Origin of the sequence: Nitrosovibrio sp. Nv17 (assembly GCF_900119085.1) — a bacterium.
In the GTDB taxonomy this organism is placed as follows: Bacteria; Pseudomonadota; Gammaproteobacteria; order Burkholderiales; family Nitrosomonadaceae; genus Nitrosospira.
Genome location: NZ_FPIQ01000005.1, coordinates 90,795 through 114,337 on the forward strand (window position 1 = coordinate 90,795; position 23,543 = coordinate 114,337).

Here is a 23,543-nt window from a genome sequence, read left to right on the forward strand (position 1 = left end):
CCAAGAAGCCCGCCGCGACCAAGGCCGCAGCCGAGAAGAAGCCTGCAGCGAAGAAAACCGCAGCACCCAAGGCCACGGCAACCAGGAAACCGGCGCCGAAGGTCACGAGTACGCCCGATACAGCCAGTCCTGCATCCAGCTGGCCGTTTCCGCTTTCGGGGTCGCGCTCCTGATTTTGAAGACTGCCCCTGCGGATCGGTCTATCTCTTTCACGACATAGACTCGTCCGCAGCCATCACCGGGTCTCATCCCGGCTGCCGGGGAGGCGCCTTCGTCCATTCGGTGACGAAGGCTGTACTTGTCCTGCGCGCGGCTTTTTCCGATCGGGCCTTATTTGTGCTGGCAATATTCAGTGGACGAGGTTACCATTCATGTGAACCGAATCGACAAATCGTTTTGCGAGAATGGCCATGGCTCATACGATCCCACAAACGTCACGCGACTACGACACGACCCGTGTCATCGAACGCCCGGATGGTTTCTACTGGCACGACGAGAACGAAAGCGAACGGGTTTTCGGTCCGTTTCCCACCCTGCTGGAAGCCATCCAGGACATGGAATACAACGCCGAATCCGACTATGAACCCGGTGAAACCCTGGAAGAGGCAGAAGATGAGATCGGAATCTCGGGATGGGTGGATCAGGAAGCAGGGGAATCGGACAACAATCTGTTCCACTATGACGATTGACTTGACCGGCCGGTTGTCCGTACCACTTCCGATACATGACGGTACGCGGGAGCGTTCCAGCCCGTTGCTTGCCTGAGACCCCGTGCGTGGCCGCCCGCGCTCCGGCCTGCGCCGGAGGCATCCATGGAGATACGGCGTGCAGCGCCACGCGAATCCCTCCCTCCATTTCTCGGCCTCCCGATCGCCATGAGTCATCGCGAAGAGCATGATACCCTGGGTACGGTACGAGTACCGGATACCGCGCTGTGGGGTGCACAAACCCAGCGTGCCATGCAGAACTTCAGAATCTCCGGCGAGCGCATGCCCCTGGCCCTGCTGCATGCGCTCGCACTGGTGAAACGAGTGGCGGCATGCGTCAACCGAGATCTGGGCCTGCTCGATGCCCGCAAGGCCGATGCCATCGTCCAGGCTGCAGACGAAGTGATCGATGGTCGTCACGAACAAGAGTTTCCCCTGGTGGTATGGCAGACAGGCTCGGGTACCCAGACCAACATGAACATGAACGAGGTGCTGGCAAACCGCGCCTCCGAGCTCCTCGGCGGCAAGAGAGGCATCGATCGACGGATCCATCCCAACGACGATGTGAACATGGGACAGTCGTCCAACGACGTTTTCCCCTCCGCCATGCACATCGCGGCGGCAGAATCCATCCATCGGCAGCTGAAACCGGCGTTGAGCACGCTGCGACGCACGCTTGCCACCAAGGCCGAGGCATTCTCCGGCATCGTGAAGATCGGACGTACCCACCTGCAGGATGCGACTCCCCTGACGCTGCAGCAGGAATTCTCCGGGTATGTCTCGCAACTGGACCATGGACTGGCGCATCTGGACGCGTCGCTTCCACACCTGCACGAACTGGCGCTGGGCGGCACGGCAGTCGGGACGGGGCTCAATACGCATCCCGAGTTTGCCACACGTACCGCGGCGGAACTGGCACGGCTGACGGGATTACCATTTGTCACGGCTCCCAGCAAATTCGAGGCGCTCGCGGCGCATGATGCTCTGGTTCATGGCCACGGTACGCTGAAAACCCTGGCGGCCTCCCTGATCAAGATTGCCAATGACATACGCTGGCTGGCGTCGGGTCCGCGCTGCGGTATCGGGGAGCTGAGAATCCCGGAAAACGAACCCGGCAGCTCCATCATGCCGGGCAAGATCAACCCCACCCAGTCCGAAGCCCTGATCATGCTGTGCTGCCAGGTGATGGGCAACGACGTGGCGATCAACCTGGGAGGCAGCATGGGCAACTTCGAACTGAATGCCATGAAACCCCTCATCATCCATAACTTCCTGCAAAGCGTGCGCCTGCTGGCGGATGGCGCCAGAAGCTTCACCGACCACTGTGCGGCGGGCATCACTGCCAACCGGGCGCGCATCGATCAGTTGATGCGCGATTCCCTGATGCTGGTCACTGCGCTGGCCCCGCACATCGGCTATAACAAGGCGGCGGAAATCGCCCTGAAGGCACATCACGAAAACAGCACGCTGCGGGCCGCTGCCCTGGCATCAGGCCATGTCACGACGGACCAGTACGAGGCCTGGGTCAGACCCGAGGACATGATCGGAGGGGGATAGGCGAACCCGATGGCTTCGCCGGCTTTTCCGAGGGTCGGACTGATCCTGACCGGAGGTGGCGCACGCGCCGCCTACCAGGTAGGTGTACTGCGAGCCATTGCCGCCCTGCTGCCGGAAAGGGCCCGCAACCCTTTTCCCGTGATCTGCGGCACCTCCGCCGGCGCCGTGAACGCCACCAGTCTCGCCCTGTCCGCACTAGATTTTCGGGAAGGCGTGGCACGGCTGTCGGCCGTATGGGAAAACGCCCACGTCGACCAGGCCTATCGCTCCGATCCCCCGGGCGTGCTCAGGAACTCCCTGCGGCTGCTGTCCACTCTTCTGCTCGGGGGAAAGAGCGAATCCACGCCGGTCTCGATGCTCGACAGTTCGCCCCTCTCCCGTCTGCTGGAGGCGCATCTCCCCTTCCATGCCATCCAGCACAACATCGAGAGCGGCGTCCTGCACGCGCTGGGCATCACAGCCTGGGGCTACACTTCCGGCCAGTCAGTCACGTTCTACCAGGGCGCGGGCAGCATCGTCCCCTGGAAGCGCAGGCGCCGCATCGGCGTCAGTACGCGCATCGGCGTGGAGCATCTGATGGCATCCTCAGCCATTCCCATTCTTTTTCCGCCCATCCGCATCAACCGTGAATATTTTGGCGATGGCTCCATGCGCCAGCTTGCACCCCTGAGTCCGGCGCTGCATCTCGGCGCGGAGCGCGTGCTGGTGATCGGGGTGCGCAAGCCCCCGGACACGCTGCCCGAGCGCATGGTCGTGAACGCTCCCCCCACACTGGCCCAGATTGGCGGACACATACTGGGCAGTATTTTTCTCGACAGCCTGGACGTGGATCTGGAGCGGCTGGAGCGCATCAACCGCACACTGCAGACATTCCCGGAGGCGCTGCTCAGAGGCAGCGGCATGTCCCTGCGTCAGGTGGAATCGATGGTCATCTCTCCCAGTGTGGAGATCCATGAAATCGCGGTTCACCATGCCCATACGCTGCCGCGCACCATACGGTTGCTCTATCGCGCCATCGGGGCACTGCGACACGATGGTTCGTCGCTCCTGAGCTATGTTCTGTTCGAGGAGCCGTTCTGTCGCGCACTGATCGATCTGGGGTATCAGGATACCATGGCCCAAAAATCGCGAATCCTGCGCTTCATCGGAATCGAGATGGGCACTGGTATAATCCGGGACAGCCCGGTTGCGGGCGTCTCCCCGGATGGACGCTGATTCCGGCATGACCCGCGGTTTCCATTCTTGCAGGGATTGTTTCCATGGATATCGGAGATCCGCAGTTCTGGCTCGCGGTATTGCAAATCATCGCGATCGACATCGTACTGGGTGGGGACAATGCGATCGTGATTGCACTCGCATGCCGGCGGCTGCCGGAGCAGCAACGCAATCTGGGCATCTTCTGGGGAGTGTTCGGCGCCATCGGGTTGCGGGTGGTCCTGATATTCTTCGCCCTCTCGCTGCTGGCGATTCCCTTTCTGAAATTGGTCGCCGCCTTGCTGCTGCTGTGGATCGGGATCAAGCTGCTCCAGCCTGCGTCCGACGGCGAGGGGCACGAAATCGACGCCAGCACCACATTGCCGGGCGCCATCAGGACGATCATCATCGCCGATGCCGTGATGAGCCTCGACAATGTCATCGCGATCGCGGGGGCTGCCAAGGGCAGCATCGGGCTGGTGGTTCTCGGACTCGTGGTGAGCGTACCCATCATCGTCTGGGGAAGCAAGCTGGTCATGCGGCTCATGGAACGCTTTCCCGTCGTCATCGTCATGGGTGCCGGGCTGCTGGGCTGGATCGCGGGCGACATGAGCGTCAACGACGCCGTCGTCAGGGCATGGGTTGCCACCCACGCCGCCTTCCTGGACTGGCTTGCCCCCGTCTGTGGCGCGCTGCTGGTCGTGGTGATCGGCAAATGGCTGGGGGCAAGAACCCGCACGGGATCCGAACCCATCACCGATCTTGCGGACGATGCGGACAGGCCGCCGACCTGAAGCCGGGATGCCGTCGATCCGGATCCATGAACGACCGGAGCGGAAATCCCGCGCAAGGATGACGTGGGCAATGGAACCCGATCGGCTGGCGGGAGTAGCATATGCCATGGCAACCATAGGGATGGTGATCGCACCAGGGAGAACGAGATGCTGAAGTTTCTATTGCCGGTGGATGGCTCCGAGGCCTCCAACCGGGCAATTTCCGGACTCATCGGCAGGCTGGAGTGGTATCGTGAAACACCGGAAATCCATTTGCTGAACGTCCAGTTCCCGCAGCATGGAAACGTGACCCGGTTCATCGGCAGGGAAAACGTCGAGCAATATCACCAGGAAGAGGGCATGAAGGGGCTGGGGCCTGCCCGCGCGCTGCTGGAGGAGGCGGGTCTCGTCTGCCGCTACCACATCACTGTGGGCATCCCGGAGGAAGTGATCACCCGTTACGCGATGGAGATGGGGTTCGACCTGATCGTCATCGGGCCGCGCGGACTCGGCATGGTGAAGGGCCTGCTGCTGGGTTCCGTGGCCAGCCGGGTGATGCAGCTTTCAACCGTGCCGGTGTTGCTCATCAGGTGATCGACGAGTGCATGTCAATAAAAGGATAAAAACAAGGAGCCCGAAAGAAATGAAGCAGCATCAATCAGGTCTGACACTGATCGAAACCATGATGGCGCTTGCCGCTGTTGGCATCCTGGCGACCATCGCCATTCCGCCGGCGTATCAACTGTACCGGGATGCGGTTGCACGCGACCACGTGGCGGAGGTACTGGGCCTTCTGGAAGCGGCCCAGCCCTCGATTTCCGAATTCCGCAGGGATAACGGAAGATGGCCGACGAAGGCGGAATTTGAAGAGTTGTTCGCACAGCGTACACACCGGTATATCACCCAGCTCGCTCCACGGGTGCTTCCTTCCGGCTATCAGGTCACCGCTACTTTCAAAGAGGCGATAATCAATGCGGGGCTCCCGGACGAAAGCATGGGAAGAACCCTGGTGATGGCAACACGAGATGGCATACGATGGATATGCAACGACAGCAGCGATCCCGCGACGGGCGTACCCGGGCTCGTTGCGGGCACCGTTCTGCCGCAGCACCGTCCGCCCGCCTGCAAGTAGGGCAGGCCCCCCGGCTCGCCCTGCCGTCGACCCCCTGCGCACTTGACCCCAATCCTTCAGGGCTTATAATCCTGAATCGTGCGTGGCGCCCGTTTGCGACTGCCGCGGTTTGCCACGCAACCGACACTCCACCAGGGACTACATGAACGAATTCACCGATCAGATAGCCGGGTACTTCAACAAGGTGCCCATGTGGCCTCTGGTGTTGCTCGCGGCGGGTATCGTTCTTACGGGAATATACGAACTGTATTACCGCAGGCAGCGTGCCAACGCCATCGATGAGTTCCGTTCCGCCATCCTCTCCACGCTAGCCGGCCTGTATCCCGAACCCAAGCATTGGCCCAAGTGCATCGATACCTATCTGTGCGCCCGACTGCCCGCCATGCAGGAAATCATCGAATATTTCAGGCACTACGTGCCGCAGCAGAATATTCCGGCCTACAATCGGGACTGGGACAACTACTGCCAGTTCTGCCGCACGGAGGTGACCGACGACAGATGCGAGGCGGCGGAACTGAATCCCGGCACGGAACCGGATCCCAAAAAAAGATTCCATACCCTGGTCTCCAATCTGCTCAGCCATGCCAATTGAACACGCGACCGTGTGAACTGGGTGATTTTCCACTTTCGTCCCCTTATCCTGCCTTGGAGAAAAACATGAAGAAACTGCTGTCGACGCTATCCGCCATCGCCCTCGCCGCTACCCTGAGTTCCGGTGCCTGGGCAGAAAAACATGACGGCCACCACGGCGCGCACCACGATGGCGCGCACTCGAAAGGACACAGTGGTCACAAGGGGCATGGAAAGCACGGTGCAAAGCATGAATCTCATGCCGACAAGAAACATGACACCAGGAACGGCACCCCCGCCGCGGAAGAACAGGAGCACGATGAAAAGGCCGAGAGAAAACAATAACGGCGTTTCCATGGTACCGTCTGTCCCGATGGATCTTTCGCCAAAAGCGGGTATACCAAACCCGAATGTGGTCATGGAAGGAGATACTGCCGCACACCGATTCGTTCTACAATGGAGAACGATCAAAGGCTGACGGTAGCGGTTCCACCATCGATTCCTTTCGTCGACCTGAAACCCGGAAGGATATCGACAACGAGTACGCGGCCCGCCTCATGCAAAGCGTCGACCTGACCAACCACTTCCTGATCGCCATGCCCGCCATGGCGGATCCCTTTTTCTCGAAGACGCTGACCTATATCTGCGAACACAACGAGCAAGGCGCGCTGGGTCTGGTGATCAATCGGCCCATCGATCTGACGCTCAGGGATCTGTTCGACCAGCTGGATATCTCCGCCAGCGACGAGGCGAGCGGTGGACTGCAGATCATGTTCGGCGGTCCGGTGCAACTGGATCGCGGCTTCGTCCTGCACCAGCCGATAGGTGACTGGCAGTCCACCATGGTCGTGAATCAGGAGGTGGGGCTCACCACGTCGCTGGACATCCTGCAGGCCATCGCGGACGGACGCAGCCCGGGAAGAATACTCGTCGCGCTCGGTTACTCGGGATGGGCGCCGGGCCAGATCGAACACGAGCTGTCCCAGAATGCCTGGCTGACCGTACCGGCCTCTCCCGCCATCATATTCGAACTGCCATCGGAAGAACGGTTGACCGCGGCGATGCACTCGCTGGGCGTGGACTTTTCCACTCTGTCGGATACGGCCGGGCATGCCTGAGGCGTTTACACTCCCGGTGCCCGGCGCGCCGGCCGATTGCAAGAACCCCGGCGATGCCGCGGGCACCGTGCTGGGGTTCGATTTCGGGGAAAAACGCATCGGTGTGGCGGTAGGAAACAGGGCGCTGCGACTGGCGCACCCACTTGCCACGGTGACCGGCAAGGATGCGTCGCAGCGCTTCGATGGAATCCACGATCTCATCGATGCGTGGCGGCCCGTTCTCCTGGTGGTGGGCCTGCCCACCCACGCCGATGGCACCGAGCACGAACTGACACGGCTCAGTCGGCGCTTCGCGCGGCGCCTTGCAGGTCGCTTCGGTGTCGACACCGTCCTGGTCGACGAGCGCTACACTTCCCGCGATGCCGAGGCCGCCCTGCGGGAAATCGGCGTCGGGAGCAGGCGGCATAAAGCCATACTGGACCAGGTAGCGGCGCAGATGATCCTGCAATCCTATCTCGATGGATGCGATGTCGCCGCTCCCTGATGCCGAGGTGCTGCTCGCCCGTCTGATCGACCGGATACGGCCCGACCTGACGCAGGCCACGGCACTGGTAGGCATCCATACCGGCGGCGCCTGGCTGGCCGAGCGGCTGCATCGGCAGCTTGGCCCCGTCCTGCCCCTGGGTACCCTGGACGTATCCTTCTATCGCGACGATTTCGACCAGACCGGCCTGCGTCCCGAGGTACGGCGCTCGAACATCCCGTTCGAGGTCGAAGCCCGACACATCATCCTGATCGACGATGTGCTCTATACCGGCCGCACCATCCGCGCCGCGATCAACGAGCTGTTCGACTACGGCCGGCCCGCCAGCGTACGCCTCGCCACCCTGGTCGACCGGGGCGGCCGGGAGCTTCCCATCGCCGCCGACTACGTGGGCGCAAGCCTGGCCCTGCCGCCGGACACGATGCTGGTGCTGGTGCAGGACTCCGAAGGAAAACTGGGGCTGGACCTGCATCCCAGAAATCTCCCGAAAGCATGAGCCGCAACCCGCAACTGAACGAGCACGGTGAACTGCAGCACCTGCTCACCACCGAGGGATTGCCGCTCGCCATCCTGCGGCGGATCCTGGATACCGCCGAGTCATTCGTCGGCGTGACGGAACGAGACGTGAAGAAGGTTCCCCTGCTCCGCGGAAAATCCATCTTCAACCTGTTTTTCGAACCCAGCACACGTACCCGCACCACGTTCGAGATCGCCGCCAAGCGCCTCTCGGCAGACGTGATCAACCTCAACATCGCGGCTTCCTCGCAATCCAAGGGGGAAACGCTGCTGGACACGGTCGACAATCTGTCCTCCATGCACGCGGACATGTTCGTGGTGCGGCATTCGCAGAGCGGCGCAGCCCACCTGATCGCGCACCACGTACGGCCCGACATCCGCGTGATCAACGCGGGGGACGGGCGCCATGCCCATCCCACCCAGGGACTGCTGGATATGTTCACCATTCGCCGCTATAAGCGCGATTTCCACAACCTCCGGGTCGCCATCGTCGGCGACATCCTGCACTCGCGCGTGGCCCGCTCGCAGATACACGCGCTCACCACGCTGGGAGTCCCGGAAGTGCGCGTGATCGCACCCAAGACGCTGCTGCCCGCGAGGGTCGAGCGCCTGGGCGTGCAGGTGCATCATGACATGGCCGAGGGGCTGAGGGATGCGGACGTGCTGCTGATGCTGCGCCTGCAGAGCGAACGCATGCTGAGCGCCCACATTCCCAGCACCCAGGAGTACTTCAAGTACTACGGGCTTACGCAGGAAAAGCTGGCGCTGGCGAAGCACGACGCCATCGTGCTGCATCCAGGGCCGATGAACCGTGGCGTGGAGATCGACTCGGCGGTCGCCGACGGCGGACAGTCGGTCATCCTGCCGCAGGTCACCTTCGGCATCGCCGTGCGCATGGCGGTCATGTCGATCCTGGCGAGCAACTGAGGCCGCATGAAGCTGCTGATACGGAACGGCCACCTCATGGATCCCGCCAACGGCATCGACGCCATCCAGGATGTCTCCATCGTGGCCGGCAAGATTCTCGGCGTCGGACCGCCCCCTCCCGGTTTCCACCCCAATCGCGAGATCGACGCGCGCGGCCTGGTGGTGTGTCCGGGTCTGGTGGATCTCTCGGCCCGCCTGCGCGAACCGGGTTTCGAATACAGGGCCACGCTGGAGTCCGAAATGGCGGCGGCGGCGGCCGGCGGCGTCACCAGTCTCGCATGCTCTCCCGATACCGATCCGCCGCTGGACGAACCGGGACTCGTGGAAATGCTGAAACACCGTGCCAGAAACCTCCATCTGGCCCACGTCTACCCCATCGGCGCGCTCACCCAGGGATTGGAGGGCGAGAAGCTCACGGAAATGGCAGAATTGCGCGACGCCGGCTGCGTCGCCTTCGGTCAGGCGGATCGCCCGCTCGCCAGTGCACGGGTCATGATGCAGGCGATGCAATATGCTTCCACCTTCAGCTTCCGCGTATGGCTGCGCCCCCAGGATGCAAGCCTGGCCGACGGCGGTGTCGCCCACGACGGTGAGGTGGCGACGCGCCTGGGGCTTCCCGCAATACCAGTGTGCGCGGAAACGCTGGCCCTGTCGAACATCATCCTGATGGCGCGCGAAACCGGGGCGACGGTGCACCTCTGCCGGATCTCCAGCGCAGAGGGCGTCTCCATGGTGCAGGCAGCGAAACGTCAGGGATTGGCGATAACGTGCGATGTCGCCGCCAACCACGTTCATCTGTCGGAGATGGACGTCGGCTTCTTCGACTCCAATTGTCATCTGATCCCGCCCTTGCGGGGGCTCAAGGACCGGGATGCCCTGCGCACGGGCTTGGAGAACGGCACGATCGACGCGATATGCTCCGACCACGCGCCCGTGGATGACGACGCCAAGCTGCTGCCTTTCGGCGAAGCCGAGGCCGGCGCCACGGGCCTGGAACTGCTGCTGCCGCTAGCGCTGAAATGGAGCGCGGAGATGCGCCTGCCGCCATCGCGTGCCATTGCGAGAATCACGTCGGAACCGGCGAGGGTGCTGGGCGTGAACGCCGGGCATCTGACTCCCGGCGGGGCTGCGGATCTATGCATTTTCGATCCGGAGCACTATTGGAAGGTGGAGGCGGCAACGCTCAAGAGCCAGGGGAAAAATACACCCTTCCTGGGCATAGAACTGCAAGGCAAGGTAAAATACACGCTCGTCAACGGTAACATCATTTACCAGGGCTGAAGCTCGATTGCCCCTTTTTCACGCTGGCACCCATGACCAACCCTCTGCTAGACTTTTCGGGACTTCCGCGTTTCGCCGACATCCGTACCGAGCACGTGACTCCGGCGATACGGCAGTTGCTCGCCGACGGCCGCGGCGTCCTCGCCGCGATACGCGACGACGCCGCCAGGCCGACCTGGCAGAATTTCGTGCAGCCCATGATGGACGCCAATGAGCGCCTGACGCGCGCCTGGAGCCAGGTCTCGCACCTGAACGCCGTGATGAACGGTCCGGCGCTGCGCGAAACGTACAATGCGAACCTGCCCCTGATTACCCAGTACTTCGCCGAACTGGGGCAGGATCCGGTGCTGTTCGAGAAGTTCCGCCGGATACGCGACGACGCGGATTTCGACGAGTTGAGCGCGGCGCGCAAGACCGTCATCGAGCATGAATTGCGGGACTTCCGGCTGGGCGGCGCCGAGCTTCCACCGGCCGAGAAAGAGCGTTTCCTGAAAATCCAGGAGGAACTGTCGGCGCTCTCCTCCCGCTTCAGCGACAACCTGCTGGATGCCACCAATGGCTACACGCTGCACGTGGACGACGGTACCAAGCTGTCCGGCATCCCTGCGGACGTGCTGGAAACGGCACGCAACCTTGCCGCCGCGAATGGCTCCACGGGCTGGACGTTCACGCTGCACGCGCCTGCCTACCTGCCTGTCATGCAATATGCGGACGACCGGGCGCTGCGCGAGACTCTGTACCATGCCTATTCCACCCGTGCCAGTGAGCTGGCAAAACCGGAGTGGGACAATACCCCGCTCATCGACAGGATACTGGCGCTGCGCGGGGAAGAAGCGCAGATGCTGGGATTCGACTGCTACGCCGAGGTCTCGCTCGCCACGAAGATGGCCTCGAGCCCGAGGCAGGTACTCGATTTTCTGGAGGAACTGGCCGGCAGGGCCCGGCCTTACGCCCAGCGCGACCTGGAGGAGCTGTCGCGGTTCGCCGCCGACAGGCTGGGGCTGGAGGCCCTGGAAGCCTGGGATCTGGCCTACGCCAGCGAAAAACTGCGCCTCGACCGCTATGCCTTCTCGGACCAGGAAGTCAGGCAATACTTCCCGGAAACCAGCGTACTGTCCGGCATGTTCAGACTGGTCGAGAGCCTGTACGGCATCACCATCGCAGAACCGCGGGATGCATCGGGCATCCAGCACTGGCACCCAGACGTCAAGTTCTTCGAAATCCTGGATGCGGCCGGCGATCTGATCGGACAGTTCTATCTCGACCTGTACGCACGCCCGGGCAAGCGCGGGGGCGGATGGATGGACGATGCCATCAGCCGTCGACGCGTCCATGGGAAGGGCGAGGGAGGAAGCCGCATCCAGACGCCGGTGGCGTATCTCACCTGCAATTTCTCGGCGCCGGTGCCGCTTGATGGCCGAACCCGGCCGGCACTGTTCACTCATGATGAAGTCATTACACTGTTCCACGAATTCGGGCACGGTCTTCACCACCTGCTCACGCGGATCGAGGATCTGGGGGTCTCCGGCATCAACGGAGTGGAATGGGACGCCGTGGAGCTGCCCAGCCAGTTCATGGAAAACTTCTGCTGGGAACGCGAGGTGCTGGCGGCACTGACCCGGCACGTCGATACCGGCGAACCGCTCCCCCAGGCATTGTTCGAGAAGATGCTGGCCGCCAGGAACTTCCAGAGCGGGTTGCAGACCCTGCGTCAGATCGAATTCTCCCTGTTCGACATGCGCCTCCATACCGACTTCGCTCCCGGCGGAGGAAAAACGGTGCGCCAGCTCCTGGACGAAATACGCAGGCAGATCGCCGTCGTCATCCCGCCCGCATATAACCGTTTCCCCAACAGCTTCTCCCACATCTTCGCCGGCGGCTACGCGGCCGGCTACTACAGCTACAAATGGGCGGAGGTGCTGTCGGCCGATGCCTATAGCCTGTTCGAGGAAAACGCCAACGGCGTGATCGATGCCGCCATCGGCGCACGCTTCCGTGACGAAATCCTGGCCATCGGCGGAAGCCGCCGGGCGCTGGAGTCGTTCATTGCGTTCCGGGGGCGCGAACCGAGCCTCGAGGCGCTGCTGCGCCACCATGGCATGGTGCCGGCCTGAGGGTGGCCTCCGGCGCACGAGGCTTGCAACCCCACCCGGGCAAGACTAGTATGAACCCTACCATAAAAAACACGGATTTCCTTCCATCAGGACGGGACCGGCGGGCAGCAATTCCCAACGGCGACCGGTCATGCAAGAGGGACCATAAAACAGGAGAAAACCAAGTGAAACGGTTGAGACATGCCACTACGATCATGCTGGCAGCCATGCTGGCCACCACGCTGCTGATTGGCTGCGCCCAGACGCCCCGCACGTTCCAGACGCCGCAATACCAGGATGGCGAGCTGTCGGTTCCCGAGGACTACAGGAACTGGCCCAAGTTTCTATCCGAAGTCCAGCGCACGGACGCCAAGCAGGTGCGCGAGATCTACATCAATCCCATCGGACACGCCACGAAGATAGGCGAGGCATTCCCGAACGGCACGCTCGCCGTGATGGAAATCTACAAGGCGCAGGAAGCCTCGGACGGCACCCTCCTGATAGGCGCCGACGGCAAGCTCGTCAAGGGCGACCTGCTCAAGGTGGCCATCATGGGCAAGGGCGCCGGTTGGGGTGAGAGCGTGGTCCCGGCGGAGCTGAGGAATGGCGACTGGGTGTACGCGATGTACCTGGCCGACGGGAAGACCAAGGCGCCGGACGACCTCAACACCTGTCGCGCCTGCCATCTGCCGCTGACGAGCACCGACTACGTCTTCCGCTACGACGAATACTTCCAGAAGCGTACCAACTAGCAAGATACGCGGTACGCGCCGGCCAGCAGGACAGGTCGCGAGGTCACGAAGGGCCGGCTGTCCGGCATCGATCGGCGCGTTGGCGTAAATTTAGCTCAGCTTTCCGTGGCACTGCTTGTATTTCCTGCCCGATCCGCACGGGCAGGGATCATTGCGGCCGACCTTGCCTCCCTGCCGCACGAATGGCTGATGCTTTTCCCGTTCGGGAGCGTGGGCACCCTGCTCTCCCCGTTCTTCCGCCCCATCCAATGCTTCCTCGTAGGCCGCATGGTGGTACTGGACGTTCACCGGCGGCGCCTGCCGGGTCTCGGCTGCAGCCTCCACCTGCTGCTCGCTCCGGATCTGCACCGTCATGAGCACCCGCGTGACCTCGGTCTTGATCTCCTCGAGCATGGCGGAAAACAGCTCGAAAGCCTCGCGCTTGTACTCCTGCTTGGGATTCTTCTGCGCATACCCCCTCAGGTGTATCCCCTGGCGCAGGTGATCGAGCGCCGCCAGATGCTCCCGCCAGTGGGCATCCAGGCTCTGCAGCATCACCGCTCTCTCGTACTGGTGCATCACGTCGGCCCCGACCTGTCCCACCTTGCCGGCATAAAGCTCGCCTGCCTGCTCGAGAATCCGCTGTCGCAGGATTTCCTCGTGCAGATCGGGCTCGCTCTCCAGCCATGCCTGCAGCGAAAGCGGCAACTGGTACTCGGCGGCCAGCGCCTTCTCCAGTCCCGGCACGTCCCACTGCTCCTCAAGACTCTCGGGCGGCACGTACAGAGACACGAGACCGCCCAGTACATCCCCGCGCATGGCGATGATGGTCTCCGATATGTCCTTGGACTCCAGCAATTCGTTACGCTGCTCGTAGATCACCTTGCGCTGGTCGTTGGCCACGTCGTCATACTCCAGCAACTGCTTGCGCATGTCGAAGTTGCGGGCCTCCACCTTGCGTTGCGCATTCTCGATGGCACGGGTCACCCATGGGTGCTCGATGGCCTCGCCCTCCGGCATGCTGAGCTTCTGCATGATGCCCGCCACCCGATCGGAAGCGAAGATGCGCAGCAGCGGATCCTCCAGCGAAAGGTAGAAACGACTGGAGCCAGGATCGCCCTGTCGCCCCGAACGGCCGCGCAACTGGTTGTCCACTCGCCGTGATTCGTGCCGTTCGGTTCCGATGATATGCAGCCCACCCTGCCTGAGTGCCTCGTCGTGGAGCTGCTTCCATTCGCCCTGCACCGCCTGGATGCGGTCGACTTTTTCCTGCTCGCTCAGCCCTTCCTCCGCACGGATGCGATCGAGTTCGGGTTCTGGATTGCCGCCCAGCACGATGTCGGTTCCCCTGCCGGCCATGTTGGTGGCGATAGTGATCATCTTGGGACGGCCGGCCTGGGCGACGATCTCGGCCTCCCTCGCATGCTGCTTGGCATTGAGCACCTGGTGGGGCAACTGCTCCGCCGTCAGCAGGCCAGACAGCAACTCGTTGTTTTCGATGGAGGTGGTTCCCACCAGGACGGGCTGCCCCCTCTCGTGGCAATCCTTGATATCCAGGATGATGGCACGATTCTTCTCGGCCATGGTGCGGAACACCTGGTCCATGCGGTCGTTGCGTACCATGGGACGATGGGTGGGGATGATCACCGTCTCCAATCCATAGATCTGCTGAAACTCGTATGCTTCGGTGTCGGCGGTTCCCGTCATGCCGGCCAGCTTGTGGTACATGCGGAAATAATTCTGGAAAGTGATCGAGGCCAGCGTCTGGTTTTCTTTCTGGATCGTCACGCCCTCCTTGGCCTCGACCGCCTGATGCAGACCCTCGGACCAGCGCCTGCCGGACATGAGGCGCCCGGTGAATTCGTCGACGATCACCACCTCGCCGTTCTGTACCACGTAGTGCTGGTCGCGCTGGAACAGCGCATGGGCACGCAGGGCTGCGTAAAGATGGTGAACCAGGCTGATGTTGGCGGGATCGTACAGGCTGGTGCCCGGAGCAAGCAGTCCACTCTGCGCCAACAGTTTTTCCGCGTGCTCGAAGCCTGCCTCGCTCAATGTCACCTGCTGGACCTTCTCGTCCACGCTGAAGTCGCCCGGGTCCTTTTCCGTTTCCTGACGGGCAAGCCTGGGTATCAGCGCGTTCATGCGCACGTAGACGTCGGTATTGCCTTCCGCCTGCCCGGAGATGATGAGGGGTGTGCGCGCCTCGTCGATCAGGATGGAGTCCACCTCATCGACGATGGCAAAGTTGAGTACGCGCTGTACCCGTTCGGCGGGGTGCCCCACCATATTGTCCCGCAGGTAGTCGAATCCGTATTCGTTGTTGGTGCCGTAGGTGATGTCTGCGGCATAGGCTGCCTGCTTGGCTCCATGATCCATCTGCGAAAGGATCACGCCGACGCTGATCCCCAGAAACTGATAGAGGCGCCCCATCCACTCGGCGTCGCGCTTGGCGAGATAGTCATTGACGGTCACCAGGTGCACGCCCTTGCCAGCCAGGGCGTTGAGGTAGGCCGGCAAGGTCGCCATCAGCGTCTTGCCTTCGCCAGTGCGCATCTCGGCGATCCTGCCAGCGTGCAGCACCATGCCCCCGATCATCTGCACATCGAAGTGACGCATGCCCAGCACCCGCTTTCCGGCCTCGCGCACGACCGCGAAGACCTCTGGCAACAACGCGTCCAGCGTCGCTCCATCGGCAAGGCGTTGCCTGAACTCGTCGGTGCGGGCACGCAACTCGGCATCGCTCAGTGCCTCCACCTTGGCTTCCAGCGCATTGATCGCCGCCACCTTCTGAAAATACTGCTTGATCAGCCGATCGTTTCGGCTTCCGAAAACCTTCTTGAGCAGATTGTTCAGCATGGAATCCTGGGAAAGGAGTAGTAAATCGGCGTCCAAAAAATAAGGGGGTGAGGTTTTGAGCCTCACCCCCCGCAATAGAGTATCGAATCCGGTTCAGCCAGGCATTTTCAGGAATCGTGACGGATTCTGCGGCAAACCCTTGTGCCTGACCTCGAAATGCAGATGCGGACCGGTGGATCGGCCAGTGCTGCCCACTTCCGCGATCTTTTGCCCGCGCACCACCACTTCGCCCACCTTGACCAGCCGCCTGGATGCGTGGGCATATCGGCTGACGAGATCATTGCCGTGGTCAACATCTATCATATTACCATATTCGGCATGGAAACCGGAATATACCACGACGCCTCCCGCTGCCGCATGGATCGGAGTACCTTTCACGGCAGAGAAATCCACGCCTTCATGAAAGATGCGCCGCCCGGTGAAAGGGTCGATGCGCACGCCAAAACCGGACGAGTACCATTTTGCGTTGACCGGCATGATGGAAGGCATCATCTTCTTCTGCAGGCGATCCTGCATCAGAACGGAATCCAGCGCCCCGAACTTGTCGGCGCGGTCGTCCAGCAAGATGCCCATTTCCTGGATCCTGCTGCCGACCTCGGAAAACGACAGCTCCTGGGATGCCAGTGCGGAGACGGCGCCACCCTGTCCCGGGTCCTGGTTGAACAGGAATTCCTGCGGCTTGATGCCGGACAGCTCCGCCAGTCTCGCGCCTACCGAGTCGAGCCGCAACAACTGAGCCTGCATCTGCCCCATGCGAATCGCCATCGCATTGAGACTGTCGCGCAGGTATGACTGGGTCTTTTCCTGCTCCTCCGCCTGTACGCTCAGCACCAGCGACCTGAGGGTGGGACTGTCGATCTTGTCGGCATACCGCAGGGAGAGGTAGTTCAACGCCATCGCCAGCACCAGCGCAGCCAGCAGGAACGCCATGCCCAGGAATATGAGGTGTACGCGTGTCAGGGTGATGTTCCTGGCCTTTGCCAGATTGCTGGAAACTAGAATAATATTCATCCCTACTCCCCGATTATCTAGTTATCTCATCATGACCACGCGCAGAATCGACTTTTACCTCGGTGCGCCCGGCATTTCCGCCAAGCAGCGGCAACTGCTCGACCACCTCGGCACGCTGGCAAGGATGCAACGGGCATTCATCGAGATCACGCCACCGCAACTGGCCCAGCATTGCGTGCTGGGTGCATTCTCAGAAGGAAGTCTGACTCTGTGCGCTCACAACGGTGCGATCGCCGCAAAACTCAGGCAGATGGTCCCGTCGCTGTTATTAAAATTTAGGTCGAGAGGCCACGAGGTTACTGCAATTCGAATTACCGTGCAAGCCTATTTCCACTCACCGCCAAAATCCGGCTCGCCCGCGAATGGATCAGCCGGAAAGCGGACAATAGGCCCCGGGGGCTTCGAAAGCCTGCGCAGGCTGACGGCGGGATTGCCGGAATCCCCCCTCAGGATGGCAATCGATTCGCTCCTGGAAAGGCAGGGTAAGCGATAGCGCATGCTTGTCGGGGCCCTTGCGCAGCGCATCCCGCCTGCCGTTGCTTGAACGCACGATACCCTCGCATCGTTTTCCATGAGCCGAGGTCCGATCCCCGCCCGGTTCGGGCCTGGCGGCTCCTGGCAAGCCAGGCGGCAAAAAGGAAGGGTGCTTCATGCATCGATGCATCTGAAGAAACGTGGAGGAAGACACCATGAGGATATCCGGCATTCTTGGGCCGATACTGACGATAGGCCTGACCGCAGGTTGCGCCATGCAGCAGCCGCAACCGGTACAGTCATCGACGCCACCGGCGGAAACGAAAGCCGACGAACGCGATGTCGTTGTCTATTTCCTGCCGCTGGATGATTTCAATATGGAAGCTTCCGCATCCCTGGCCCGGCACTTTTCCGAAGAATTCGGGGTGCGCATGCGCAGCGCGCTGCCGATGGGATCCCGGGAACTGCGGCCGTTCGAAGGAACGCAGCAATACGCCGTGGAGGACATCCTGTCCCTTGCGGCCCCCGTGCTGGCACGCCTTCCCGCCCAGGCCCCGGATGCAAGCTACGTCATACTGACAAATCGGGACATCAATGCGCGCGCGCGTACTTTCCGATATATGTTTTCGTGGCACGACAGCCTGTTGCGCGCCTCGGTGGTATCGACCGCGCGATTGGCGGAACCGGGCGATTCGTCGCCGCGCGCCGCCTCCCTGCTGGCCGACCGGCTCGGCAAGATGGTTCGCCGGGCCATCGGGGAGCTGCAATTCGGCTGGAAGCGGTCGGGCAACATCGACGATGCGATGTATTCTCCCCTCATGGGCATCGAGGATCTCGATCGCATCGGACGCATGCATACGCCTGATTGAAGGCCGATCATCTCAAATTCCAACCTTTCCGGACGTGCGATTCCGGAATGCTTCTGCCTTCTGTCTCTATGCCATGTATCAGTCCGCCTGCTTCCTCAGGAATGCCGGAATGTCCAGCACGTCCACACCGGACTGCTTCATGGCCTCGACCGTGGCGTCACGCCGCCGGTTGGTGCGTAGCGCGGCGGGGGCGTCCAGTTCCCTCCAGTTGACGGTATCCGGCAGCACGGCGTTGTCGGTGCCGGTGCGCGTGTGGACGACGCTCAGCGGCCGGGGCTGCGCGCGGTTGCCCACTCCGCCGAGCCCGGTTGCCACCATGGTGACGCGCAGGTCCTCATGCAGGTTCTCGTCGATCACGGTACCGACGATCACGGTGGCGTCGTCGGCGACGAAGGCCTTGATGGTACCCATGACCTCGTGCACCTCGCGCATCTTCATGCCCGAACTGGCGGTGATGTTGACCAGCACGCCACGCGCTCCCGCGAGATTCACGTCCTCCAGCAGGGGGCTGGCGACCGCCTGCTCCGCCGCCGCGCGCGCGCGCTCCATGCCGGAAGCGGTAGCGGAACCCATCATGGCCATGCCCATTTCCGACATGACGGTCTTCACGTCGGCAAAGTCGACGTTCACCAGGCCGGGGCAATTGATCACCTCGGCGATGCCCGCCACCGCACCGTACAGGACGTTGTTGGCGGCCTTGAATGCATCCAGCATGCTGATGTCCTCGCCCAGCACCGCCATGAGCTTGTCGTTGGGAATCACGATCAGCGAGTCGACGTGCTGCGACAGGGCCTCCATTCCGGCTTGCGCCGCCTTCAGCCGCTTCCCCTCGAAGGCGAAGGGTTTTGTCACCACTGCCACGGTGAGGATTTCCAACTCCCGCGCCACCTGCGCCACCACCGGCGCGGCGCCGGTACCGGTGCCGCCACCCATGCCGGCGGTGATGAACAGCATGTCGGCCCCTTCGATCAGTTCGGCGATGCGATCGCGGTCTTCCATCGCCGCTTCACGCCCGATCTCCGGATTGGCGCCGGCACCCAACCCCTTGGTGATCGAGGCGCCCAACTGGAGCTGAGTGCGCGCCTGGCTGCGCTTCAACGCCTGCGCGTCGGTATTGGCGGAGATGAACTCGACACCCTGCACGCCGTTCTGGATCATGTGATCCACGGCGTTGCCGCCGCAACCGCCGACGCCTATCACCTTGATGACTGCTTCCTGAGCATGTGTATCCATTATTTCAAACATGGCGTTTCTCCTTTAAAATGTCAGCCGCGCGACGTACTCGCCACTGCCGACCCCAACGTCAAAAATTCCCCTGAAACCAGCTCTTCATCCTCTCCAGGATGCGCTTGAACGAATTCCCCTGCAGCCGGGTATGCTGGTTGCGCTGGAACTGCTCCATCCCGGCCATGATCAGGCCGATGCCGGTAGCGCATCGCGGCGTCAGCACCACCTCGGCGAGCCCACCGCGATACTGGGGCAATCCCAGGCGCACCGGCATGTGGAAAATTTCCTCCCCGAGCTCCACCATGCCCTGGAGGGAACTGCTACCGCCGGTGATGACGATCCCCGACGAGAGCAACTCCTCGAAGCCACTGCGGCGCAGCTCGGCCTGCACCAGGGAGTAGAGTTCCTCCACCCGCGGTTCGATCACCTCGGCCAGCGTCTGCCGCGAAAGCTGCCGCGCGGCGCGCTCGCCCACTCCGGCCACCTCCACCATCGCGTGCGGGTCCGCCATGCCGCGCAGCGCGCATCCATAGCGGCACTTGATGTCCTCGGCGTCCTTGGTCGGGGTGCGCAGCGCCATGGCGATGTCGTTCGTGATCTGGTCTCCCGCGATCGGGATCACGGCGGTATGGCGAATCGCGCCGTGCGTGAAGACGGCGATGTCGGTCGTGCCCCCCCCGATATCCACCAGGCATACACCCAGATCCTTCTCGTCCTCCGACAGCACGGACATGGAGGAGGCCAATGGCTGCAGCACCAGGTCGCGTACCTCGAGACCGCAGCGGCGGACGCATTTCATGATGTTCTGGGCCGCAGATACCGCGCCGGTGACGATATGCACCTTCACCTCCAGTCGGAGGCCGCTCATGCCGATCGGCTCGCGCACGTCCTCCTGACCGTCTATGATGAACTCCTGGTTGAGGACATGGAGCACCTGCTGATCATTGAGAATGTGCACCGCCTTGGCGGTCTCCATCACGCGCTCCACATCCAGTCTGGATACTTCCCTATCCTTCACCGCCACCATGCCATGAGAATTGAAACTCCTGATGTGGCTGCCGGCGATACCCGTATACACTTCCCGTATCTTGCAGTCGGCCATGAGCTCCGCTTCTTCCAGTGCGCGCTGGATCGCGCTCACGGTCGTCTCGATGTTGACGACCACGCCCTTCTTCAGCCCACGCGAGGGATGGCTGCCCATGCCGATCACTTCGAATCCACCTTCGGCCTTCGCCTCCGCGACAATGGCGACGATCTTGGACGTACCGATGTCAAGGCCGACGATCAAGTTCCTGCTGTCATTGAGCCTGGCCATCTGTCTCATGCATCCGTAACCATTTCGATCATGCTCACCATCACCGCACCGCGAATCCATTGGGATAGCGCAGATCCACATGGCTGGGCGGCGGACTCAGCCTTGCGAGGAGATGGTCGTGCGTCCTCACGTACCGGGCCAGGCGTGCCGTCATCTGTTCGCGTCCGAGCTCCAGCACGAGTCCGTCGTCCAGATGGACGCGCCAGGCGCGCCGCGGCGAAAGATCCATCCGGCCGATGCGCCGGCCCAGAGGCTGCAGCAATTCCGTGAAGACCGCGTAGCGCCGCGCCATGTCGCCGGCGGTGCCAGCGGGGCCGTCGAACTGCGGCAGCGTCTCGTCGGATTCCCCGCTGAACGTCTCGCCATGGATGTTGACCAGCATGCCCTCGCCCCAGCGTGCCAGCGCCACGTGTTCTTCGAGGGTTACCTCCAGGGCCTGGGGCCACAGCCGCCGTATCGTCACGGTGCGTACCCACGGCAGTTTCCCGAACGCACGGCGCATGGCGTCGAGGTCCAGCGCCAGAAAACTGCCGATGGGCTCGTCGCGAATAGCGGCTTCGGCCTGCGCGTGTGTAACATGCCGCGGTTTTCCACCCTCCCGATCGACGACGACGATCTCCCGCAGCGGCAGCACCGGCAGCCGCAACGCCCACTGGCCCGCAACATACGCCACCGACAGGACGACCAGCAGGTACAGCGAGTTCGCAACCAAATCCAGCACTTCGTGGTCATCCCACATGGGCGAGCTCCAGTATCCTCAATACCAGCCGGTCGAACGGGATCCCCGCAGCCTTCGCCGCCATCGGCACCAGACTGTGGCTGGTCATGCCGGGCGAGGTATTGGCCTCGATGAGATAGGCCTTGCCGGCTTCATCCCGTATCACGTCCACCCTGCCCCATCCTTCGCATCCCAGGATCCGGTACGCCTTCAGCGCCTGCGCCTGGATCGCCTCCTCTTCCGTGGCGGGCAGGCCACTCGGGCAGTCGTAGCGGGTATCGGTCGCCACGTACTTTGCGTGGTAGTCGTACAGGCCGCTCGCGGCCCGGATGCGCACCAGCGGCAGAGGCGTTTCCTCCAGTATGCCCACGGTCAGCTCCATGCCCGCGATGTACTGCTCCGCCAGCACCATCGAATCGTGCCGTGCCGCCAGTTCGTAGGCGGCCGGCAAATCTGCCGCCGCGACCACCTTGCTCAGACCGATGGTCGAGCCTTCCCGGGCGGGCTTGACGATCAACGGCAGACCCAGCGCCTCCACCACCGCGTCGGTCTTGCTGCCGGCGTCCATCAGCACATGGCGCGGCGTGTCGATGCCGGCCTGCTCCCACAACAGCTTGGTGCGCCACTTGTCCATCGCCAGGGCGCTCGCCATGACCCCGCTGCCGGTATAGGGCAGATCCATGAGTTCCAGCGCCCCCTGGATCGTGCCATCCTCGCCGTAGCGCCCGTGCAGGGCAATGTGCACGCGTTCGAACCCCTGCTGCAGGAGCACCTCCATGCGTTGTCCCGCGGGATCGAAGGGATGGGCGTCCACGCCCTGGCGGCACAGCGCGTCGAGTACCGCCGCGCCGCTTTGAAGCGAAATCTCGCGCTCGGCGGAACGCCCGCCCAGAAGCACCGCGACCTTGCCGAAGCTTGTGTGCGTCATGATGCCCCCCCTTCCGGCCCGTTATCCGCCAGGCGCCCCGGGGCTACGCCCGATGCAGCAGGCACGCCGATGATGCGTACCTCCCGCACCAGATCGACGCCGGTCCTTTTCTTCACCGTATCGTGCACCCGCCCGATCAGTGCCTCGATCTGCGCCGCAGTGGCCTCCCCGGTATTGACGATGAAATTCGCATGCTTCGGGGATACCATCGCCCCCCCTGCGCGCAGCCCCTTCAGTCCGCACGACTCGATCAGCCGTGCGGCGAAATCCCCGGGCGGATTGCGGAATACCGAACCGGCATTGGGCAGGTTGAGCGGCTGGCTGTCGTTGCGCCGGGCCAGCAGTTCCCGCATCTGCCGCCGCAGGGCGCTATCGTCACCGGCCCTCAGCCTGAAGCTCCCCTGGACGAACCATTCTTCGTTCGGGACATCGGCCCCGCCATCTTCCGACCGAGGCTTCAGCGCGACCTGCCGGTAGCCGATCTCATAGTCGCCAGGCGTGCGTTCGCGCAGCCGGCCGGTGCGATCGACCGTGCGCACCTGCTCGACGATTCCCCAGGTCTCCGCGCCATGGCATCCTGCATTCATCGCCAGCGCGCCACCCACCGTACCCGGTATGCCAGCCAGGAATTCGGCACCCCCCAGATGGCGCGACGCGGCATACCGCGCCAGCTTGGCGCAGGTCACTCCCGCACCGGCGACGATCAGCCCGCCGCCCTCGCCCCCCTCGGCCGGTGACTGGCGCAGGTCGTCGAGGCGCGCATGCAGCACCACCACCGTGCCACGCACGCCCCCGTCCCGGACCAGCAGGTTGCTGCCCAGACCCATCACGTGTATCGGCTCGTCCTGCGCCAGACTGCGTAGAAAGTACCGCAGGTCATCCAGGTCGGCCGGGATGTAGAGCCGCTCGGCCGCACCGCCCACCCGCCATGAGGTATGTTTTTTCAGCGGCTCCTGTACGCGCATCGTTCCCCTCAATACCCTCATTTCAGCAGACATCCCCCGATCGGTTTCCGGCATGCCTGCCTCGAACCCGGCGATCTGCCGCGGGACCTGCCAG

25 protein-coding genes are annotated in these 23,543 nt (G+C 62.6%); 18 read left to right on the plus strand and 7 right to left on the minus strand.

Going from position 1 to position 23,543, the window contains the following annotated elements:
* From BT108_RS13945 to BT108_RS04680, 16 genes are all read left to right on the plus strand, one after another.
* The coding region (locus BT108_RS13945) for a hypothetical protein (protein ID WP_218184816.1) at window positions 1-220 on the plus strand (220 nt) is incomplete at its 5' end.
* A gap of 190 nt (window positions 221-410) precedes the next feature.
* Window positions 411-689, plus strand: coding sequence for a hypothetical protein (locus BT108_RS04610; RefSeq protein ID WP_072293430.1), 279 nt, complete (start codon window positions 411-413; stop codon window positions 687-689).
* Window positions 690-875: 186 nt separating this feature from the next.
* Complete coding sequence (gene fumC / locus BT108_RS04615) at window positions 876-2,264, plus strand: class II fumarate hydratase (protein WP_072293431.1); 1,389 nt, start codon at window positions 876-878, stop codon at window positions 2,262-2,264.
* Between the two features lie 9 nt (window positions 2,265-2,273).
* Entirely contained in the window at window positions 2,274-3,479 is a 1,206-nt protein-coding gene (locus BT108_RS04620; RefSeq protein WP_072293372.1) for a patatin-like phospholipase family protein, read from the plus strand.
* Between the two features lie 44 nt (window positions 3,480-3,523).
* A complete protein-coding gene (locus BT108_RS04625; protein ID WP_072293373.1) occupies window positions 3,524-4,252 on the plus strand; it encodes a TerC family protein in 729 nt (242 codons plus the stop codon).
* A gap of 147 nt (window positions 4,253-4,399) precedes the next feature.
* Window positions 4,400-4,825 carry a universal stress protein gene (locus tag BT108_RS04630; protein ID WP_072293374.1) on the plus strand — a complete coding sequence of 142 codons (426 nt, stop codon included), beginning with the start codon at window positions 4,400-4,402 and terminating at the stop codon, window positions 4,823-4,825.
* Between the two features lie 49 nt (window positions 4,826-4,874).
* Complete coding sequence (locus BT108_RS04635) at window positions 4,875-5,363, plus strand: pilin (RefSeq protein WP_072293375.1); 489 nt, start codon at window positions 4,875-4,877, stop codon at window positions 5,361-5,363.
* Window positions 5,364-5,505: 142 nt separating this feature from the next.
* A complete protein-coding gene (locus BT108_RS04640; protein WP_072293376.1) occupies window positions 5,506-5,955 on the plus strand; it encodes a hypothetical protein in 450 nt (149 codons plus the stop codon).
* A 65-nt stretch (window positions 5,956-6,020) separates the two neighbouring features.
* Window positions 6,021-6,278, plus strand: coding sequence for a hypothetical protein (locus BT108_RS13495; protein ID WP_143142397.1), 258 nt, complete (start codon window positions 6,021-6,023; stop codon window positions 6,276-6,278).
* A 212-nt stretch (window positions 6,279-6,490) separates the two neighbouring features.
* On the plus strand, window positions 6,491-7,051 hold the full coding sequence (locus BT108_RS04650) for a YqgE/AlgH family protein (RefSeq protein ID WP_072293432.1): 561 nt from the start codon (window positions 6,491-6,493) through the stop codon (window positions 7,049-7,051).
* On the plus strand, window positions 7,044-7,535 hold the full coding sequence (gene ruvX / locus BT108_RS04655) for a Holliday junction resolvase RuvX (RefSeq protein ID WP_083566213.1): 492 nt from the start codon (window positions 7,044-7,046) through the stop codon (window positions 7,533-7,535). Before BT108_RS04650 ends, ruvX begins: the two co-directional genes overlap by 8 nt.
* Window positions 7,519-8,031, plus strand: a complete 513-nt coding sequence (gene pyrR, locus BT108_RS04660; RefSeq protein ID WP_072293379.1) for a bifunctional pyr operon transcriptional regulator/uracil phosphoribosyltransferase PyrR — start codon at window positions 7,519-7,521, stop codon at window positions 8,029-8,031. Before ruvX ends, pyrR begins: the two co-directional genes overlap by 17 nt.
* Window positions 8,028-8,978: an aspartate carbamoyltransferase catalytic subunit gene (locus BT108_RS04665; protein ID WP_072293380.1), complete on the plus strand. Its 951-nt coding sequence runs from the start codon at window positions 8,028-8,030 to the stop codon at window positions 8,976-8,978. The genes pyrR and BT108_RS04665 overlap by 4 nt, the downstream gene beginning before the upstream one ends.
* Before the next feature lie 6 nt (window positions 8,979-8,984).
* Window positions 8,985-10,259: a dihydroorotase gene (locus BT108_RS04670; protein WP_072293381.1), complete on the plus strand. Its 1,275-nt coding sequence runs from the start codon at window positions 8,985-8,987 to the stop codon at window positions 10,257-10,259.
* 32 nt (window positions 10,260-10,291) lie between these two features.
* A complete protein-coding gene (locus BT108_RS04675) occupies window positions 10,292-12,373 on the plus strand; it encodes a M3 family metallopeptidase (RefSeq protein ID WP_072293382.1) in 2,082 nt (693 codons plus the stop codon).
* Between the two features lie 164 nt (window positions 12,374-12,537).
* Window positions 12,538-13,104 carry a cytochrome P460 family protein gene (locus tag BT108_RS04680; RefSeq protein ID WP_255369619.1) on the plus strand — a complete coding sequence of 189 codons (567 nt, stop codon included), beginning with the start codon at window positions 12,538-12,540 and terminating at the stop codon, window positions 13,102-13,104.
* A gap of 90 nt (window positions 13,105-13,194) precedes the next feature.
* Here the strand turns inward: BT108_RS04680 and secA are convergent, their stop codons facing one another.
* Entirely contained in the window at window positions 13,195-15,942 is a 2,748-nt protein-coding gene (secA, locus tag BT108_RS04685) for a preprotein translocase subunit SecA (RefSeq protein WP_072293384.1), read from the minus strand.
* 93 nt (window positions 15,943-16,035) lie between these two features.
* On the minus strand, window positions 16,036-16,953 hold the full coding sequence (locus BT108_RS04690; protein ID WP_072293385.1) for a M23 family metallopeptidase: 918 nt from the start codon (window positions 16,951-16,953) through the stop codon (window positions 16,036-16,038).
* A gap of 31 nt (window positions 16,954-16,984) precedes the next feature.
* Here BT108_RS04690 and BT108_RS04695 point away from each other — a divergent pair, with 31 nt between their 5' ends.
* The gene (locus BT108_RS04695; RefSeq protein ID WP_072293386.1) at window positions 16,985-17,446 is read left to right on the plus strand and encodes a DciA family protein; all 462 of its coding nucleotides are present in this window, start codon (window positions 16,985-16,987) and stop codon (window positions 17,444-17,446) included.
* A gap of 196 nt (window positions 17,447-17,642) precedes the next feature.
* Window positions 17,643-18,296, plus strand: coding sequence for a zinc metalloprotease (locus BT108_RS04700; RefSeq protein ID WP_143142398.1), 654 nt, complete (start codon window positions 17,643-17,645; stop codon window positions 18,294-18,296).
* A 78-nt stretch (window positions 18,297-18,374) separates the two neighbouring features.
* On the opposite strand, the gene ftsZ is transcribed toward BT108_RS04700, so the two are convergent.
* The 5 genes from ftsZ to murB are packed head-to-tail and all read right to left on the minus strand — an operon-like array spanning window position 18,375 to window position 23,503.
* Window positions 18,375-19,541: a cell division protein FtsZ gene (gene ftsZ, locus BT108_RS04705; RefSeq protein WP_072293388.1), complete on the minus strand. Its 1,167-nt coding sequence runs from the start codon at window positions 19,539-19,541 to the stop codon at window positions 18,375-18,377.
* Between the two features lie 58 nt (window positions 19,542-19,599).
* Window positions 19,600-20,838 (minus strand): cell division protein FtsA, encoded by a 1,239-nt coding sequence (gene ftsA, locus BT108_RS04710; protein WP_072293389.1) that lies wholly within the window; start codon window positions 20,836-20,838, stop codon window positions 19,600-19,602.
* Window positions 20,839-20,878: 40 nt separating this feature from the next.
* Window positions 20,879-21,577: a cell division protein FtsQ/DivIB gene (locus tag BT108_RS04715; RefSeq protein WP_072293390.1), complete on the minus strand. Its 699-nt coding sequence runs from the start codon at window positions 21,575-21,577 to the stop codon at window positions 20,879-20,881.
* Window positions 21,567-22,484, minus strand: coding sequence for a D-alanine--D-alanine ligase (locus tag BT108_RS04720; protein WP_072293391.1), 918 nt, complete (start codon window positions 22,482-22,484; stop codon window positions 21,567-21,569). Before BT108_RS04720 ends, BT108_RS04715 begins: the two co-directional genes overlap by 11 nt.
* Window positions 22,481-23,503, minus strand: a complete 1,023-nt coding sequence (gene murB / locus BT108_RS04725) for a UDP-N-acetylmuramate dehydrogenase (protein WP_072293433.1) — start codon at window positions 23,501-23,503, stop codon at window positions 22,481-22,483. The genes BT108_RS04720 and murB overlap by 4 nt, the downstream gene beginning before the upstream one ends.
* Window positions 23,504-23,543: the final 40 nt, after the last annotated feature.

Coding starts and splice junctions, on each gene's coding strand:
- BT108_RS04610 (WP_072293430.1), top strand. CDS start 411: ATGGCTCATACGATCCCACAAACGTCACGCGACTACGACACGACCCGT.
- fumC (WP_072293431.1), top strand. CDS start 876: ATGAGTCATCGCGAAGAGCATGATACCCTGGGTACGGTACGAGTACCG.
- BT108_RS04620 (WP_072293372.1), top strand. CDS start 2,274: ATGGCTTCGCCGGCTTTTCCGAGGGTCGGACTGATCCTGACCGGAGGT.
- BT108_RS04625 (WP_072293373.1), top strand. CDS start 3,524: ATGGATATCGGAGATCCGCAGTTCTGGCTCGCGGTATTGCAAATCATC.
- BT108_RS04630 (WP_072293374.1), top strand. CDS start 4,400: ATGCTGAAGTTTCTATTGCCGGTGGATGGCTCCGAGGCCTCCAACCGG.
- BT108_RS04635 (WP_072293375.1), top strand. CDS start 4,875: ATGAAGCAGCATCAATCAGGTCTGACACTGATCGAAACCATGATGGCG.
- BT108_RS04640 (WP_072293376.1), top strand. CDS start 5,506: ATGAACGAATTCACCGATCAGATAGCCGGGTACTTCAACAAGGTGCCC.
- BT108_RS13495 (WP_143142397.1), top strand. CDS start 6,021: ATGAAGAAACTGCTGTCGACGCTATCCGCCATCGCCCTCGCCGCTACC.
- BT108_RS04650 (WP_072293432.1), top strand. CDS start 6,491: ATGCAAAGCGTCGACCTGACCAACCACTTCCTGATCGCCATGCCCGCC.
- ruvX (WP_083566213.1), top strand. CDS start 7,044: ATGCCTGAGGCGTTTACACTCCCGGTGCCCGGCGCGCCGGCCGATTGC.
- pyrR (WP_072293379.1), top strand. CDS start 7,519: ATGTCGCCGCTCCCTGATGCCGAGGTGCTGCTCGCCCGTCTGATCGAC.
- BT108_RS04665 (WP_072293380.1), top strand. CDS start 8,028: ATGAGCCGCAACCCGCAACTGAACGAGCACGGTGAACTGCAGCACCTG.
- BT108_RS04670 (WP_072293381.1), top strand. CDS start 8,985: ATGAAGCTGCTGATACGGAACGGCCACCTCATGGATCCCGCCAACGGC.
- BT108_RS04675 (WP_072293382.1), top strand. CDS start 10,292: ATGACCAACCCTCTGCTAGACTTTTCGGGACTTCCGCGTTTCGCCGAC.
- secA (WP_072293384.1), bottom strand. CDS start 15,942: ATGCTGAACAATCTGCTCAAGAAGGTTTTCGGAAGCCGAAACGATCGG.
- BT108_RS04690 (WP_072293385.1), bottom strand. CDS start 16,953: ATGAATATTATTCTAGTTTCCAGCAATCTGGCAAAGGCCAGGAACATC.
- BT108_RS04695 (WP_072293386.1), top strand. CDS start 16,985: ATGACCACGCGCAGAATCGACTTTTACCTCGGTGCGCCCGGCATTTCC.
- BT108_RS04700 (WP_143142398.1), top strand. CDS start 17,643: ATGAGGATATCCGGCATTCTTGGGCCGATACTGACGATAGGCCTGACC.
- ftsZ (WP_072293388.1), bottom strand. CDS start 19,541: ATGTTTGAAATAATGGATACACATGCTCAGGAAGCAGTCATCAAGGTG.
- ftsA (WP_072293389.1), bottom strand. CDS start 20,838: ATGGCCAGGCTCAATGACAGCAGGAACTTGATCGTCGGCCTTGACATC.
- BT108_RS04715 (WP_072293390.1), bottom strand. CDS start 21,577: ATGTGGGATGACCACGAAGTGCTGGATTTGGTTGCGAACTCGCTGTAC.
- BT108_RS04720 (WP_072293391.1), bottom strand. CDS start 22,484: ATGACGCACACAAGCTTCGGCAAGGTCGCGGTGCTTCTGGGCGGGCGT.
- murB (WP_072293433.1), bottom strand. CDS start 23,503: ATGCCGGAAACCGATCGGGGGATGTCTGCTGAAATGAGGGTATTGAGG.